Raw genomic sequence first — 15,210 nt, forward strand, 5'->3', positions numbered from 1 at the left:
TATGTCTCGCACGTAGCCGCTTCCAGTTGCCGCTATAGTCGCCCGCCAAATCCCGCCGCGCCACGCTCACGCGCGGCGGCGCCAGGTCAGCCAGCGCTCGCGCCCCGCGAATACGGCGATCGAATCGGTCACGGGTTCGTCTTCGAGCAGTTCGAAAAACGGCGTCAGCAGCGCTTCCAGTTCGCCACGCTCGATGCCGAACGGCGGCCCCTTCGGCGTCGCGCCGAAAAAGAAGAATCCGGCGAGCAGCGCGCCCGCCGGCAACAGATCCGCCATTCGACGCGCATAGTCGACGCGCCGCGCCAACGGCAACGCGCAGAGAAACGCCCGCTCATAGATCCACGCCGGCCTGAACGGCGGCTCGTAGGTGAAGAAATCGGCTTCTTCCACGAGTTCTGCATGTTGCTCGCCCAATTGCGCCCGCGCCGCCGCAACCGCTGCCTGCGAGAAATCAATCGCCCGAACCGGGCTGCCGTGCTCTGCCAGCCAGGCCGCTTCATATGCGCTGCCGCAACCCGGAATCAGCACCGCTTTTCCGGTGTGCCGGCTCGCAAACGACTGAAACGCCGACGGCACACCCGCCTGATCCCACGGCATGAAATGCTGCTCGAACCGCTCGTTCCAGAACGCCGGCGAATTCGGATCACGGTTTTCAAAATCGGGGACCGGGGATTGGGTCGTGTCGCTCATCACGTGCCTCGCAAACTCATTAGCTGCCGTAGGCCAGCGCGAGGACCACTCGCGCAAGCGCCGCGCCGACGCCGACCGCTACGCCAAACAGCAGCAAGCCCTGCAGCAGCCGGTTAGTACGCTTCTGTTCGAGCAGGATCTGCCGGATCATGTCGTCGTTGCCGACCCGCCCGTGATCGTGGCGTTCGGCCAGCACATGATGGATCAGCCGCGGCAACTGTGGCAGCGTCTTGCTCCACTGCGGCGCCTCGATCTTGAGCCGCTCGTACCAGCCGCGCAGGCCGATCTGCTCATTCATCCAGCGCTCGAGATAGGGCTTTGCCGTCTTCCACAAATCCAGCTCGGGGTCGAGCGATCGGCCGAGCCCTTCCACGTTGAGCATGGTCTTTTGCAACAGCACCAGTTGTGGCTGAATTTCGACGTTGAAGCGACGCGACGTAGAAAACAGACGCATCAGCACCTGACCGAGCGAGATGTCCTTCAGCGCGCGGTCGAAATACGGCTCGCATACAGCACGAATGGCGCTTTCGAGTTCTTCCACGCGCGTGGTCGGCGGCACCCAGCCCGATTCCAGATGCAGCGTTGCGACGCGGTGGTAGTCACGCTTGAAAAACGCGAGGAAATTCTGCGCGAGGTAGTTCTTGTCGAAGTCCGACAGCGCCCCGATGATCCCGAAATCCAGCGCGATATAACGGCCGAAATGCGCCGGATCGAGGCTCACCTGAATGTTGCCGGGGTGCATGTCCGCGTGGAAAAAGCCGTCGCGGAACACCTGCGTAAAGAAAATTTCGACGCCTTCGCGCGCCAGCTTCGGGATATCCACGCCCGCCGCCCGCAGTGTATCCACCTGGCTGATCGGCACGCCGACCATACGCTCCATGACGAGCACGGTTGGCGTGCAAAACTCCCAGTACATTTCCGGCACGAGCAGCAGATCGAGCCCGGCGAAATTACGGCGCAACTGGCTGCCGTTGGCCGCCTCGCGCATCAGATCGAGTTCGTCGTGCAGGTACTTGTCGAACTCAGCGACCACCTCGCGCGGCTTCAGGCGCTTGCCGTCCGCCCACAAACGCTCGGCCCACACGGCGATGTCGCGCAGCAACGCGAGGTCCGAATCGATAACGGGCAGCATGTTCGGACGCAGCACCTTCACAGCGACGGCCTTGCCCGCATGCTGTCCGGCCTTCACCGTCGCGAAGTGCACCTGCGCAATGGATGCGCTCGCCACAGGCACCCGCTCGAAATCGTCGAACAGCACGTCGACCGGCGCGCCCAAGGACTTCTCGACCAGCCCTATCGCCACCGCCGAATCGAACGGCGGCACCTGGTCCTGAAGCTTCGCGAGTTCGTTGGCAATATCGACCGGCAACAGGTCGCGCCGCGTCGACAATACCTGCCCGAACTTGACGAAGATCGGCCCGAGGCTTTCAAGTGCGAGCCGCAAACGCACGCCGGGCGGCGCGTCGAACTTGCGGCCGATCGTGGTGATACGCAGCAGCATGCGCACGCGCCGGTCGTTGACGCGGCCGAGCATCATCTCGTCGAGACCGAAGCGGATAACCGTGAAAAATATCTTGAGGAAACGCAGAAAACGCATGGTTGTGCCCGGTGACTAGCGCGTGCCGCGCAACGTGGCGGCGCCGCCCGGCACAACTGCGCCGTGGGCTTCGACCTTCTGTTCAAGACGCTGGATACGTTTTTCCACTCGCGCCAACGCGTCGCGGGCCTGTGCCAGCTCGGCGTTGAAATCTTGCAGCGCGGCGCGGCGCACGAGCTGAGGATTCTCGTCGAGCAGATACTCGGTGGCCGTATCGAGCAGATTGCGGCCGGTGCGCTGGACATGTTCGCCGACCGTGCGCACGATCGACGCAACCCGCCACGCGGGGCCGTCGCCGATCAGCTTCGCCAGATCCTCCTCCGGCTCCCAGCGCAAATGCTCGGCGAGGTGGGCAATGACCGTGGCGAACTCCGCGTCGCCTTCGATCTTCACGTGTTTCATGACAGCCGCCTGGCCGCCCTGCACGAACGCGGGCAACGCGTCGGACGGAACCGAAATGGTCACGTCGAACTGTTGGGCGTCGCTTGCGCCGAGCGTAGTCAGATAGCCGTCCGGCTGCACCAGCAGCATCAGCACGACAGGTGGCGACGACAGTCTGGCGGTCCTGCCCGCATAAGGGGCGAGGCGCTCACGGGCCCACGATTCGCGGGCGAGCAGATGATTGACAGCAGCAGCGAAAGGCTTGGCGGCGAGGGTCATTGAAAGTGGCAAGAAAAAACCCGCGCAAGCGAGTGCTCGCGCGGGTTCCTATTGTAACGTCCGTTCGCTTCGCGGCTTGCTCGGCTGAACGGCTAACTGCGGGCCGGCCGCGGGCCAACGTTGCACGCGGACGCGGGGCAAGCAGCGCCGCGAGCCCGCGCCATCTCAATGCTGCGCGAGCTGCTGAATGCCTGCCAGCAGCCAGCCTTCGCCCGGACGGTTCGCTTTCGACAGGTTCCACACTTCGACGAACGGCTGCGCCGCCGCACCCGGCGTTTCGCGAATCAGGCCGGAGAAGCGCACGCTCGCGAAGTATTCGTTCGCACGTTCTTCCACGCCCAACAGGTCGGCGTTGAGCTGAACGACGTCTGTCTGATTCGTTTCGGCGCCGCGCGAAGCGAGGTCGACGCGGATCTCCGCGAACATCTCCGGCGTGGTGAATTCGCGGATATCGTCGATATTGCCGACGTCCCACGCGGCCTGCAGACGCACGAAGTACACCTTCGCGTTACGCAGGAACGCTTCGGAATCGAAGCCCGCCGGCACGCTCGGCGTTGTATTGATGGACGGCGTGGTCAGCGGATTGCCCTGCGGTTCGAGATACGAGCCCGTAGGCGGCGCGCTGTAGCGCGGCTCCTGCGTGTAACCCGTGGCGCCCGAATTCAGCGACGGCGACTGACCCGCGTAAGCCGGCTGCGACGTATCGCGCTTGCGGCCCATAAAGCGGCGGATCAGCCAGATGCCGACCATGGCGAGCAACGCAATGACGATGATATTGGCCATTGCGCCAGCAAACGCACCGCCCAGACCGAAGTGCGACAGCAGTGCTGCGATACCGAGACCGGCCGCCAGACCCGCGATCGGACCGAGCCAGCGCGAGCGGTTAGGTTGCGGGGCAGGAGCCGGCGCAGGCGCGGGCGCCGGTTGCGCGCGCTGCATGCCCTGATTGGACGGGGAAGGCTGCGACGGCGCAGCCTGTTGCTGAACGGTGTTCGACTGACGGCCAAAACTACGGCCACCGCCCATGCGGCGAGCTTCCGCATCGAGCGAGGCGACGGAGCCGGCCACGATCAGGCCGACCATCGCGATCAGTCCGATTCGTCTCGCCAGCGACCGCTTCACCTTACGGGGAGATAACACGGCTGAATCGGACATTTTGGCACTTTCCTTTAAAAACGATGGGTTAGGAACCCTAGTATTTGGTCCCCACATGTAAAGCTACCACGCCAGCTGACAAATTGTAATATTTGACGCCATCAAGGCCGGCTTGTTCCATCATTGTTTTTAAGGTTTCCTGATCCGGATGCATCCGGATCGATTCCGCGAGGTAACGGTAGCTTTCCGCGTCTTTCGCAAAGCGCTCGCCAAGCCACGGCAAGACCTTGAACGAATAGACATCGTAGGCTTTTTTCAACGGATCCCATACCTTGGAGAATTCGAGAACGAGCAGACGGCCTGCCGGCTTCAGGACGCGGCGCATTTCCGCCAGCGCAACGTCCTTATGCGTCATATTGCGCAAGCCGAATGCCACGGTCACGACGTCGAAGTAATTGTCCGGGAAAGGGATCTTCTCGGCGTCGCAGAGCAGCGCCGGCGTGATCACGCCCTTGTCGAGCAAACGGTCGCGGCCGACGCGCAGCATGGATTCGTTGATGTCCGTGTGCCAGACCTCGCCGGTTTCGCCGGCCTGCTTTGCAAATGCTTTGGACAGATCGCCCGTGCCGCCCGCGATGTCGAGCACCTTGTAGCCCGGCCGCACGTTGGCCTGGGCGATCGTGAACATCTTCCACGCCCGGTGCAATCCGCCCGACATCAGGTCGTTCATCAAGTCGTAGTTGGCGGCAACCGAGTGGAACACGCCCGCCACCTTCTGCGCCTTTTCCTGTTCGTCGACCGATTGAAAGCCGAAGTGGGTTTTGCTCATCGCGCTTGTCCTTTCGCGTATTCTGAAATGTTGCGCCGCATCAGTGCAGCGGGTCAGGCGAATCGTATCAGTGACGGTGGCCGTGCGCAGCGCCAGGTGAAGGCATTGGCGCGTCGCGGTCGACGCCCGCCGCCGCCAGTCTGTCGAGATACGCGCGCCAGAGTTCGTCCTGGCGCCGCGCCATGTCGTAGAGCAGGTCCCACGAATAGATGCCGGTGGAGTGCCCGTCGGAGAATGTCGGCTGGATCGCGTAGTTGCCCACCCCCTCGATCATCGTGATCGTGACGTTGCGCTTGCCGGTTTGCAGCGTTTCCTGGCCGGGGCCGTGGCCCTGCACTTCCGCCGAGGGCGAATACACGCGCAGCAGTTCGAACGGCAGCCGATACGATTCGCCGCTTGCGTACTGCAGTTCCAGCACGCGCGACTTGGAATGCACGACGACGCCGGTCGGCACCGGAGTATCGGGAGTCAATCCGCTCATCATGGCCTCTTTAGAAAGCGCCGCCGCACCACAAGTCGCCTTTGAAACGGCGCGGCGCGAAGGAATGGTTAGTGGCGCTCAGCCAAGAGCCTGTTCGATTTCCTGCCGCACCGCTTCGCGCAACAGGGTGGCTTGTGCGCGGCGTGACGAAAGCATTGCCTCGGACACCGTGCGCTGACGCGGCGCCCAGATGGGCAGCGGGAAATGCGCGTCGTTCGAGAAACGCGGAATGACGTGCCAGTGCACATGCGGCACCTGGTTGCCGAGGCTCGCGAGGTTCACCTTGGCCGGCTGCAGGATGCGCCGCATTGCGCGTTCCACGGCGTACACAGCCTTCATTACGCGATCGCGGCCAGCGGCGTCGAGGTCAGAGAACTCCGCCACATGCTCATTCCAGATCACGCGGCAAAAACCCGGGTAATCGTGTTCGTCGGCAAGGACGACGCGCAAGGTGTCGTCCTGCCACAGCACATCGCCGCCATCTTCACGGCAAAAAACGCAGTCCATCGTCGTCCTCAGGCAAAAATCGTCAGTCGTGCCATTAAACCAGCACGCGCTCGATTCCGCCATTGTTCGCCCGCTGCACGTAGTCGACCATCCAGTCTTCTCCGAGCACGTGACGTGCCATTTCGACGACGATGTAATCCGCCTCGATGCCCGCGTCTTCGTTGTAACGCGACAAGCCTTGCAGGCAGGACGGGCAGCTCGTCAGGATCTTCACGTCGGTGGCGCCCTTGGGCTGCGGACCGTCGCCGGCCTTCAGCACCGAGCCGTTCGCCGCGCCCGCCGTGCCGGCCGATGCATTGGCCGGGTTGATCGCGTTCGCGCCGGCTTCAGCGAGCAGAGGAATGCCGCGCAACTTCGCAGCGCCCTTGCGGATTTCCTCTTCCTTGCGGAAACGCACCTGCGTCGAAATGTCAGGACGCGTAACCGCGAGCGTGCCCGACTCACCACAGCAGCGATCGTTCTTCTCGATCTTGTAGCCGTCTTTCTCCGAACCCATCAGCGAGTTGACGAGTTTGACCGGATCCATCGTCTTGATCGGCGTGTGGCAAGGGTCGTGATACATGTAACGCACGCCGTTCACGCCGTCGAGCTTCATGCCCTTTTCCAGCAGGAACTCATGAATGTCGATGATCCGGCAGCCCGGGAAAATCTTGTCGAATTCATAACCGGCGAGCTGGTCGTAACACGTGCCGCACGACACCACCACCGTCTTGATGTCGAGGTAGTTCAGCGTATTGGCTACACGGTGAAACAGTACGCGATTGTCGGTGACGATCTGTTCGGCCTTGTCGTACTGCCCGGAGCCGCGCTGCGGATAGCCGCAGCACAGGTAGCCCGGCGGCAACACCGTTTGCACGCCCGCTTCCCACAACATGGCCTGCGTCGCGAGGCCGACTTGCGAGAAGAGCCGCTCGGAACCGCAACCGGGGAAGTAGAACACCGCTTCTGTGTCGGCCGTGGTCGTCTTCGGATTGCGGATGATCGGGACGATCTTGTTGTCCTCGATATCGAGCAACGCGCGCGCGGTTTTCTTCGGCAGATTGCCCGGCATCTTCTTGTTCATGAAGTGGATCACCTGCTGCGTGACCGGCGGCTTGCCGACGGTTGCGGGCGGGTGCGCCGTCTGCTTCTTCGCAAACTTTTTCAGCACGTCGTTGCCGAGGCGCTGCGCCTTGTAGCCGATACCCATCATCGCCGTACGTGCGAGGTTGATGGTCTGCGGATTCGTTGCGTTGAGGAAGAACATGCCGGCCGCATTGCCCGGATTGAACTTCTTCTTGCCCATCTTGCGCAGCAGGTTGCGCATGTTCATGGTCACGTCGCCGAAGTCGATCTTCACCGGGCACGGCGTCACGCATTTGTGACACACGGTGCAGTGATCGGCGACGTCGTTGAACTCGTCCCAGTGCTTGATCGACACGCCGCGGCGCGTCTGCTCCTCGTACAGGAACGCCTCGACCAGCAGCGAAGTCGCGAGAATCTTGTTGCGCGGGCTGTACAGCAGGTTCGCGCGCGGCACGTGCGTCGCGCACACCGGCTTGCACTTGCCGCAGCGCAGGCAGTCTTTGATGGACTCGGAAATCGCCCCGATGTCGGACTGCTGCATGATCAGCGATTCGTAGCCCATCAGGCCGAAGCTCGGCGTGTAGGCATTGCGCAGATCGGCGCCTTCGAGCAGCTTGCCCGCGTTGAAGCGGCCATGCGGATCGACGCGCTGTTTATACGCGCGGAATTCGCCGATTTCGTCGTCGGTCAGGAATTCGAGCTTGGTAATGCCGATGCCGTGCTCGCCGGAAATCACGCCGTCGAGCGAGCGGGCGAGCTTCATGATGCGCGCGACCGCCGTGTGGGCGTCCTGCAGCATCTCGTAGTTATCCGAGTTCACTGGCAGGTTCGTGTGCACGTTGCCGTCGCCCGCGTGCATGTGCAGCGCGACGAACACGCGGCCGCGCAGCACCTGCTTGTGGATCGCCTGCGCTTCGTCGAGGATCGGCTTGAACTCGCCGCCGTTGAAGATCTGCCGCAACTCGGCGCGAATCTCCTGCTTCCAGGACACGCGGATGGTGCGGTCCTGCGTGACGTCGAACACGGTCGCGCCGGTTTGCGCGTCGACACGGTCGGCGAATTTCTCCGCGAGCGCTTCGTAGCCCAGACCGACCAGATAGTGCTGCGCTTCACGCAGCGACAGATCGAGTTTGTCGCGCAGGAATTCCCAACGCGTGCGGACGCGCTTCAGCAGATCCAGCGCCTGCTGAACGCGGTCTTCCAGCAGTTCCGCGCTTGGAATTTCATTGGCGTCGTCGCTCTTGCCGAGCGGCAGCTTGCCAGCCTGGAAGAACGCTTCCAGCGCGTCGACCAGTTGGAGCTTGTTCTTGATCGACAACTCGATGTTGATACGCTCGATGCCGTCCGTGTACTCGCCCATGCGGTCGAGCGGAATCACCACGTCTTCGTTGATCTTGAACGCGTTCGTGTGCTTTGCGATTGCGGCGGTACGGCTGCGGTCGAGCCAGAAGCGCTTGCGCGCCTCGGCGCTCACCGCGACAAAACCTTCGCCGCTCTTGCCGTTGGCCATGCGCACCACTTCGGACGTGGCTTGCGCGACCGCGTCCGCGTCGTTGCCGACGATGTCGCCTATCAGCACCATCTTCGGAAACGCGTTGCGCTTGCTCTTGGTCGCATAGCCGACCGCGCGCAGATAACGCTCGTCGAGGTGTTCGAGACCGGCGAGAATCGCGCCGCCCTGCTTCGACGTTTCGAACAGGTAGTCCTTGATTTCGACGATGCTCGGAATCGCCTCGCGCGCCTGGCCGAAGAATTCAAGGCAGACGGTGCGCGTATGCGCGGGCATCTTGTGCAGCACCCAGCGTGCGGACGTGATGAGACCGTCGCAGCCTTCCTTCTGCACGCCGGGCAAGCCGGCCAGGAACTTGTCGGTGACGTCCTTGCCGAGCCCTTCCTTACGGAACACCCGGCCTTTGATGTCGAGCGACTCGGTACGCAGCAGCTTCTCGCCCGGCGCATGGTTGCCGTCGAACCATTTCAGTTCGAAACGCGCGACCTCGATATCGTGAATCTTGCCCAGATTGTGATCCAGACGCGTGACTTCGAGCCAGTTGCCTTCCGGGTCGACCATGCGCCACCAGGCGAGGTTGTCGAGCGCCGTGCCCCACAACACCGCTTTCTTGCCGCCCGCGTTCATCGCGACGTTGCCGCCGACGCAAGATGCGTCGAGCGAGGTCGGATCGACGGCGAACACGAACCCGGCCTGCTCGGCCGCCTCGGTCACGCGCCGCGTCACCACGCCTGCGCCCGAGAAAATGGTCGGCACTTTGCGGTCGACGCCCGGCAGTTCGGTCATTTCCACCGCGCCGAGCTGTTCGAGCTTTTCGGTGTTGATGACGGCCGAGAACGGCGTGAGCGGAACTGCGCCGCCCGTGTAACCGGTGCCGCCTCCCCGCGGAATCACCGTCAGCCCGAGCTCGAAACACGCCTTGATCATGCCGGCAATCTCGGCTTCGGTATCCGGCGTGAGAACGACGAACGGATACTCGACGCGCCAGTCTGTCGCGTCGGTCACGTGCGAAACGCGGGACAAACCGTCGAACTTGATGTTGTCTTTTTCGGTGACGCGGCCCAGCACCTTCGTTGCGCGGCGGCGCAGATCGTAAGTCTTCTGAAACTCGCTTTCGAATTCGTCGACGGCGCGGCGCGCGGCCTGCACCAACGTTTCGACACGCGCGGCACGGTCGACGCCCGCTTCATCGCCATGTTCCGTCAGATCGGCGCGGCGGCGCTTCTCGATCTCCGACAGACGGTGATGCAACGCCTCGATCAGCATTGCGCGCCGTTTCGGGTTGTCGAGCAGATCGTCCTGCAAATACGGATTGCGGCGCACCACCCAGATGTCGCCGAGCACTTCGTACAGCATGCGCGCCGAGCGGCCGGTGCGGCGTTCCGCACGCAGTTCGGCAAGCGCCGCCCATGCGTCGTCACCTAGCAGGCGGATGACGATTTCGCGGTCGGAGAACGACGTGTAGTTGTAGGGAATTTCGCGCAGGCGCGCTTCGGGATCGGCGACCACCGCAGCGGCGGCTCCGTGCGGATCGAAAACTTGAGGTGCGTTCATGTTTGGACGACTCGGTGGGTCAGTCCTGCGCGCTCATGGCGAGGCGCCGGCTGACGGTGCGCGTGGGGCGCAATGCTTGGAAATCTTCTTGGGGAGCGAAGCGCCACCGACGGCTTGCCCACGTCGGTCGCTTCGCGGCGCTCAGATACAGCTACACGATCGTGCGTGGCGGACATGACGCTCCGCCGCGGGACAAGACTCACGCGGGGCGGGCATCAAGTGGGCGATCCGAGGCTGCCAGTGCATCTTCCGATCCTTATTCCAAAATGGAATTCTACCGCATCGGCCCGCCACGCGTTGCAGGTGGAAATGCGAGCGCGGCGGGTTCGACGGCGCCCAAGCCGCGCTGCGGCGCGGGCCGCGCGGCGTCGATGGTTTTCTATCGATCAGGCGACTTTTGTCACCATCAGCCAGAAGATGCCGACGAACGCAAAGAACGCGGCATGCCGGATGCTGGTCGGCTACAGGAAACCAGCGATCCACGGAGGCTCATGATGTCCGACCCCGACATGAAGAACGCCGAGCATATCGAGCAACAACCGGTGCCCGGCCATACCGAGAACATTCCCAGCGACGGCTCGGACGACCGGCGCGACGGGGAATCCGGGACCCAACGCCTGGAAGACGTCGCACCGGACGCGGGCCCCGACACGAAACCCGGCACGCCGCCCGGCACGCAAAGCGACGCCGACCGCACGCGCTCGCCGGACTGAGCACGACTTTCACCGATCGACACAACCAGGAGCCCATGATGACCAGCGAATCCGCCCGCCCGACGCCGCCGCGCCAAACGCCGAACGACCCGACTGCCGGCGACCGGCGTCTCTCCGACGAACAGAAGCAATCGGCCAGGAACGAACCCGCTCCGCCCAAGCCCGGTGGCGGCACGAACCTGCCCGACCCGAAGGAAGTCGGGGAAGCCGGCTGAATCACATCTGCGACACGAAATCACAAGGAGAATCGCGATGGCAACCAAGCAACCCGCCGCGTCCGCGGCGCTTCGGGCCACGTTCAGGCTGTTTGCCAACGGCGAGCGCGTCATTGCGCAAAACCCGGACGGCAAGCTGATCGACGTCGGCGCCATGGAAACGAAAGGCGACCGCTACACCGTGCGGCTCGACGTCGATCCGCTCGATCTGCAACCGTCGCATTCGGTCGACGCGGCGTTGCGCGCCGTCTCATCGCAGCTGAACTTCGATTATCTCGATGGCCTTTTCACGAGCGAAGGCCCGGTCGAATTTCACGGCGACCTGTTCGCGCTGCCGCACGTCGAATGGCAACTCGACGAACCGCTGCCGCGCGAACTCACCGACGGCAGGCCGCCGCATATTTTCTAGGCCGCGCGCGACGGGGCGCGGCCCGACGACCCGTGAGGGCAGTGCATTCGGCGTTGGCGCTATCATTGATGCTTTTCCGCCTTCCAAAGCGCATCGCGCCACCCGCATGGCCTCCCACGACTATCTGAAGAAAACCCTCACCGCGCGCGTCTACGACGTGGCGCGCGAGACCGAACTCGAACGCGCGCCGCAACTGTCGGCGCGCCTGCGCAATCCGGTCTATCTGAAGCGCGAGGACAACCAGCCGGTGTTCTCGTTCAAGGTGCGCGGCGCGTACAACAAGATGGCGCACATTCCCGCCGAGGCGCTCACGCGCGGCGTGATTACCGCGTCGGCGGGCAATCATGCGCAGGGCGTGGCACTCTCTGCCGCGCGTATGGGCGTGAAGGCGATCATCGTGGTGCCGGTCACCACGCCGCAGGTCAAGGTCGACGCGGTGCGCGCGCATGGCGGCCCGACCGTCGAGGTCGTGCAGTTCGGCGAATCGTATAGCGATGCCTACGGCCACGCGGTGCAACTGCAGGAAGAGCGCGGGCTGACCTTCGTGCATCCGTTCGACGATCCGTATGTGATCGCCGGGCAAGGCACGGTTGCCATGGAAATCCTGAGCCAGCATCAGGGCCCGATTCACGCGATCTTCGTGCCGATCGGCGGCGGCGGACTCGCGGCGGGTGTCGCGGCGTATGTGAAATCGGTGCGTCCCGAGATCAAGGTGATCGGCGTGCAGACCGACGACTCGTGCGCGATGGCCGCATCGCTGAAAGCCGGCGAGCGCGTCACGCTAAACGAAGTCGGCCTGTTCTCCGACGGCACCGCGGTGAAGCTCGTCGGCGAAGAAACGTTCCGCCTGTGCAGCGAATATCTCGACGACGTGCTGCTCGTGAACACCGACGCGCTGTGCGCCGCGATCAAGGACGTCTTTCAGGACACCCGCAGCGTGCTCGAACCGGCGGGCTCGCTCGCTGTGGCGGGCGCCAAACAGTATGCGGAGCGCGAAGGGATCGAGAACCAGACGCTGATCGCGATTACGTCGGGCGCGAACATGAACTTCGACCGCATGCGTTTCGTGGCCGAGCGCGCGGAAGTGGGCGAAGCGCGCGAGGCGGTGTTCGCGGTGACGATTCCCGAAGAGCGCGGCAGCTTCAGGCGCTTTTGCGAACTGGTGGGCACGCGCAGCGTCACGGAATTCAATTACCGGATCGCGCAGGCCGAGTCCGCGCACATTTTCGTGGGCGTGCAGATCAGGAACCGCAGCGAATCGGCGCAGATTGCGGGCGCCTTCGAGGCGCACAATTTCGCCACCGTCGATTTGACGTTCGATGAACTCTCGAAGCAGCACATTCGTTACATGGTCGGCGGCCGCTCGCCGCTCGCGCACGACGAGCGGCTATTCCGCTTCGAGTTTCCCGAGCGGCCGGGCGCGCTGATGAAGTTTCTTTCGTCGATGGCGCCTGACTGGAATATCAGCCTTTTCCACTACCGCAATCAGGGCGCGGACTATAGCTCGATTCTCGTCGGCATCCAGGTGCCGCAGACGGACAACGCGGAGTTCGAGCGCTTCCTCGCCACGCTCGGTTATCCGCATTGGGAAGAGACGCACAATCCGGTGTATCGGCTGTTTCTTGCCTGAAGTTCTGGATTAGAACGCGCACATGGCTCTCTCGCTTGTCGACAAACTGGTGGTGGCGATATCGTCGCGCGCACTCTTCGATTTCGAGGAAGAGAACCGCGTGTACGAAGAAGGCGACCTGCAGACCTATGAAGCGCTGCAGCGCGACCGGCTGACCGTGCCCGCCAAACCCGGCGTAGCGTTTCCTCTGATCCGCAAACTGCTCGCGTTGAACACAGGCGGTCATCATGTGGAAGTGGTGATCCTGTCGCGCAGCGATCCGATCAGCGGACTGAGGGCATTTCATTCGTGCCGCGAACATGGGCTCGCTATCGAGCGCGGCGTGTTCACGCGCGGCCGTGCGCCGTTCGGATATCTGAAGCCCTTGAACGCGTCGCTGTTTCTCTCAGCTAATCAGGACGACGTGCGCGACGCGCTGGCCGCCGGTTTCCCCGCTGCACGCGTCCTGCCGGAATCGGCGAAAATGGCGAGTAAGTATCCGGACGAAATCCGCATTGCTTTCGACGGCGACGCGGTTCTGTTCTCCGACGAAGCCGAGCGCGTCTTTCAGAAGGACGGCCTGCGGGCGTTCGTCGGCCATGAGACGCACAACAAGGATTTGCCGCTCGCCGACGGGCCGCTCAAACCCTTGCTCGAAGCGCTTCACCGGCTGCAAAAACTCGCGGATCAAGCCGCGCCCATGCATATTCGTACGGCATTGGTGACGGCCCGCTCGGCGCCCGCGCACGAGCGCGCGATCCGAACCCTGATGGCCTGGAACATCGAAATCGACGAAGCGATGTTCCTCGGCGGCCTCGACAAGAGCGCATTTTTGCGCGAGTTCGAGCCGGACTTTTTCTTCGACGACCAAATTGGCCATTGCGAATCGGCCCGCGTCGTGACGGCGACCGGGCACGTGCTGAGTGGCATCGTGAATGCATCATGACACCCGAACAATCACCGCTGGGTAAGGCTTCCACTTACACCGAACAGTACGACGCCTCGCTGCTCTTTCCGATTGCGCGCAGCAACGCACGCGACGCGATCGGCATTGGCACGCAACTGCCGTTCTTCGGCACGGACATCTGGAACGCGTATGAATTGTCGTGGCTGAATCAGCGCGGCAAACCGCAAATCGCGGTGGCGACCTTTTTCGTGCCCGCCGAGTCGCCGAACATCGTCGAGTCGAAGTCGTTCAAGCTTTATCTCGGCTCGTTCGCGCAGACCGCGTTTGAGTCGATCGACGTGGTGCGCGACACGATCAAGCGCGACGTATCGGCGTCTTGCGGCGCGACCGTTTCGGTTCATCTGACTGCGCCGCACGATTTCGGCAAATTGCAGATGGAAGAGTTCGAGGGCATGTCGCTCGACCGTCTGGACCTGGACACGGACGTCTACCACCCTGACGCCTCGCTGCTGAAAGCGGCGTTAGACGAAGCGCCTGTCGAGGAGACGCTGTTTTCGAATTTGTTGAAGTCGAATTGTCCGGTGACTGGCCAACCCGATTGGGGCAGCGTGCAGATTCACTACGTCGGCCCGCAGATCGATCACGCGGGCTTGCTGCGCTACATCATCTCGTACCGTAATCACACGGGTTTTCACGAGCAGTGCGTCGAGAAAATCTTTATCGATGTGCTGAAGGCATGCAAGCCGGTCAAGCTCGCGGTCTATGCGCGTTATACGCGGCGCGGCGGGCTGGATATCAACCCGTTCCGCACCAACTACAACCTGCCGATGCCGGACAACATGCGGCTCGCGCGTCAGTAAGCAAGCACGCTATCGCCGCGGGTTCTCAGTCACGCGCCCGCGGCAGACCTGATGCTTCAAGCCGTCGGCTTCTTGTATGCGACGCAATCCACTTCGACCTTGCAGTCGATCACCATCGACGAAACGACACATGCGCGCGCCGGCGGATTGTCGCCAAAGTATTCGCGGAACACCTTGTTGAACGACGCGAAGTCGCGCGGATCGTCGAGCCACACGCCGCAGCGGACCACATGCTCGGCGCCGTAGCCCGCTTCCTTCAGAATCGCGAATACGTTCTGGATCGCCTTGTGCGATTGCTCGACAATTCCGCCGTTGATCACTTCGCCGTTTTCCATCGGCGTTTGCCCGGAAACGAACAACCAGCCGTCCGCCTCGACTGCACGCGCAAACGGCATATGCTGACCGCCCGTTCCCTTCCCGCCTTCAACGCCATATCGCTTCATCGTCATGCTCCTTAAAAGTCGGGCGCGCGTGCTCGTTGCGGCGCGCGCCATGGTAGATCGTTCGAT

The 15,210-nt window shown here is 62.9% G+C and carries 15 protein-coding genes; 6 read left to right on the top strand and 9 right to left on the bottom strand.

The features are described from left to right. Nucleotides 1-66: 66 nt before the first annotated feature. The 8 genes from ACTJLB_RS00215 to ACTJLB_RS00250 form a co-directional block, all read right to left on the bottom strand. On the bottom strand, nt 67-690 hold the full coding sequence (locus tag ACTJLB_RS00215) for a methyltransferase domain-containing protein (RefSeq protein WP_440782090.1): 624 nt from the start codon (nt 688-690) through the stop codon (nt 67-69). Between the two features lie 19 nt (nt 691-709). After that, nucleotides 710-2,287: a ubiquinone biosynthesis regulatory protein kinase UbiB gene (ubiB, locus tag ACTJLB_RS00220; protein WP_020069627.1), complete on the bottom strand. Its 1,578-nt coding sequence runs from the start codon at nt 2,285-2,287 to the stop codon at nt 710-712. 15 nt (nt 2,288-2,302) lie between these two features. Continuing rightward, complete coding sequence (locus tag ACTJLB_RS00225; protein ID WP_020069626.1) at nt 2,303-2,947, bottom strand: ubiquinone biosynthesis accessory factor UbiJ; 645 nt, start codon at nt 2,945-2,947, stop codon at nt 2,303-2,305. 165 nt (nt 2,948-3,112) lie between these two features. Then, the gene (locus ACTJLB_RS00230) at nt 3,113-4,102 is read right to left on the bottom strand and encodes a Tim44 domain-containing protein (RefSeq protein WP_087750880.1); all 990 of its coding nucleotides are present in this window, start codon (nt 4,100-4,102) and stop codon (nt 3,113-3,115) included. A gap of 37 nt (nt 4,103-4,139) precedes the next feature. Next, nucleotides 4,140-4,871: a bifunctional demethylmenaquinone methyltransferase/2-methoxy-6-polyprenyl-1,4-benzoquinol methylase UbiE gene (gene ubiE, locus ACTJLB_RS00235; protein WP_020069624.1), complete on the bottom strand. Its 732-nt coding sequence runs from the start codon at nt 4,869-4,871 to the stop codon at nt 4,140-4,142. A gap of 67 nt (nt 4,872-4,938) precedes the next feature. Next, entirely contained in the window at nt 4,939-5,352 is a 414-nt protein-coding gene (locus ACTJLB_RS00240; RefSeq protein WP_440782091.1) for a gamma-butyrobetaine hydroxylase-like domain-containing protein, read from the bottom strand. A gap of 78 nt (nt 5,353-5,430) precedes the next feature. Then, the gene (locus tag ACTJLB_RS00245) at nt 5,431-5,859 is read right to left on the bottom strand and encodes an HIT family protein (protein WP_020069622.1); all 429 of its coding nucleotides are present in this window, start codon (nt 5,857-5,859) and stop codon (nt 5,431-5,433) included. 34 nt (nt 5,860-5,893) lie between these two features. Then, entirely contained in the window at nt 5,894-9,988 is a 4,095-nt protein-coding gene (locus ACTJLB_RS00250) for a DUF3683 domain-containing protein (protein WP_020069621.1), read from the bottom strand. Nucleotides 9,989-10,479: 491 nt separating this feature from the next. Here ACTJLB_RS00250 and ACTJLB_RS00255 point away from each other — a divergent pair, with 491 nt between their 5' ends. From ACTJLB_RS00255 to queF, 6 genes are all read left to right on the top strand, one after another. Continuing rightward, nucleotides 10,480-10,701: an MARCKS-like protein gene (locus ACTJLB_RS00255; protein WP_408413385.1), complete on the top strand. Its 222-nt coding sequence runs from the start codon at nt 10,480-10,482 to the stop codon at nt 10,699-10,701. Nucleotides 10,702-10,739: 38 nt separating this feature from the next. After that, entirely contained in the window at nt 10,740-10,916 is a 177-nt protein-coding gene (locus ACTJLB_RS00260; protein ID WP_165572790.1) for a hypothetical protein, read from the top strand. Nucleotides 10,917-10,953: 37 nt separating this feature from the next. Next, a complete protein-coding gene (locus ACTJLB_RS00265; protein ID WP_020069618.1) occupies nt 10,954-11,325 on the top strand; it encodes a hypothetical protein in 372 nt (123 codons plus the stop codon). A gap of 64 nt (nt 11,326-11,389) precedes the next feature. Beyond that, the gene (gene ilvA, locus ACTJLB_RS00270) at nt 11,390-12,955 is read left to right on the top strand and encodes a threonine ammonia-lyase, biosynthetic (RefSeq protein WP_374726862.1); all 1,566 of its coding nucleotides are present in this window, start codon (nt 11,390-11,392) and stop codon (nt 12,953-12,955) included. A 22-nt stretch (nt 12,956-12,977) separates the two neighbouring features. Further along, complete coding sequence (locus tag ACTJLB_RS00275) at nt 12,978-13,880, top strand: 5'-nucleotidase (RefSeq protein ID WP_020066925.1); 903 nt, start codon at nt 12,978-12,980, stop codon at nt 13,878-13,880. Next, nucleotides 13,877-14,701 (top strand): NADPH-dependent 7-cyano-7-deazaguanine reductase QueF, encoded by an 825-nt coding sequence (queF, locus tag ACTJLB_RS00280; protein ID WP_310356722.1) that lies wholly within the window; start codon nt 13,877-13,879, stop codon nt 14,699-14,701. The genes ACTJLB_RS00275 and queF overlap by 4 nt, the downstream gene beginning before the upstream one ends. A 56-nt stretch (nt 14,702-14,757) precedes the next feature. Here queF and ACTJLB_RS00285 read toward each other — a convergent pair whose 3' ends face one another. Then, nucleotides 14,758-15,144: a RidA family protein gene (locus ACTJLB_RS00285; protein ID WP_020066927.1), complete on the bottom strand. Its 387-nt coding sequence runs from the start codon at nt 15,142-15,144 to the stop codon at nt 14,758-14,760. Nucleotides 15,145-15,210 lie beyond the last annotated feature (66 nt).

This window comes from Paraburkholderia sp. 22098 (assembly GCF_052045935.1).
GTDB classification, from domain to species: Bacteria; Pseudomonadota; Gammaproteobacteria; order Burkholderiales; family Burkholderiaceae; genus Paraburkholderia; species Paraburkholderia caledonica.

What these genes read in the sequence shown, in the direction of transcription:
- ACTJLB_RS00215 (WP_440782090.1), bottom strand. Translation starts at nt 690, where the DNA reads ATGAGCGACACGACCCAATCCCCGGTCCCCGATTTTGAAAACCGTGAT.
- ubiB (WP_020069627.1), bottom strand. Translation starts at nt 2,287, where the DNA reads ATGCGTTTTCTGCGTTTCCTCAAGATATTTTTCACGGTTATCCGCTTC.
- ACTJLB_RS00225 (WP_020069626.1), bottom strand. Translation starts at nt 2,947, where the DNA reads ATGACCCTCGCCGCCAAGCCTTTCGCTGCTGCTGTCAATCATCTGCTC.
- ACTJLB_RS00230 (WP_087750880.1), bottom strand. Translation starts at nt 4,102, where the DNA reads ATGTCCGATTCAGCCGTGTTATCTCCCCGTAAGGTGAAGCGGTCGCTG.
- ubiE (WP_020069624.1), bottom strand. Translation starts at nt 4,871, where the DNA reads ATGAGCAAAACCCACTTCGGCTTTCAATCGGTCGACGAACAGGAAAAG.
- ACTJLB_RS00240 (WP_440782091.1), bottom strand. Translation starts at nt 5,352, where the DNA reads ATGAGCGGATTGACTCCCGATACTCCGGTGCCGACCGGCGTCGTCGTG.
- ACTJLB_RS00245 (WP_020069622.1), bottom strand. Translation starts at nt 5,859, where the DNA reads ATGGACTGCGTTTTTTGCCGTGAAGATGGCGGCGATGTGCTGTGGCAG.
- ACTJLB_RS00250 (WP_020069621.1), bottom strand. Translation starts at nt 9,988, where the DNA reads ATGAACGCACCTCAAGTTTTCGATCCGCACGGAGCCGCCGCTGCGGTG.
- ACTJLB_RS00255 (WP_408413385.1), top strand. Translation starts at nt 10,480, where the DNA reads ATGATGTCCGACCCCGACATGAAGAACGCCGAGCATATCGAGCAACAA.
- ACTJLB_RS00260 (WP_165572790.1), top strand. Translation starts at nt 10,740, where the DNA reads ATGACCAGCGAATCCGCCCGCCCGACGCCGCCGCGCCAAACGCCGAAC.
- ACTJLB_RS00265 (WP_020069618.1), top strand. Translation starts at nt 10,954, where the DNA reads ATGGCAACCAAGCAACCCGCCGCGTCCGCGGCGCTTCGGGCCACGTTC.
- ACTJLB_RS00275 (WP_020066925.1), top strand. Translation starts at nt 12,978, where the DNA reads ATGGCTCTCTCGCTTGTCGACAAACTGGTGGTGGCGATATCGTCGCGC.
- queF (WP_310356722.1), top strand. Translation starts at nt 13,877, where the DNA reads ATGACACCCGAACAATCACCGCTGGGTAAGGCTTCCACTTACACCGAA.
- ACTJLB_RS00285 (WP_020066927.1), bottom strand. Translation starts at nt 15,144, where the DNA reads ATGAAGCGATATGGCGTTGAAGGCGGGAAGGGAACGGGCGGTCAGCAT.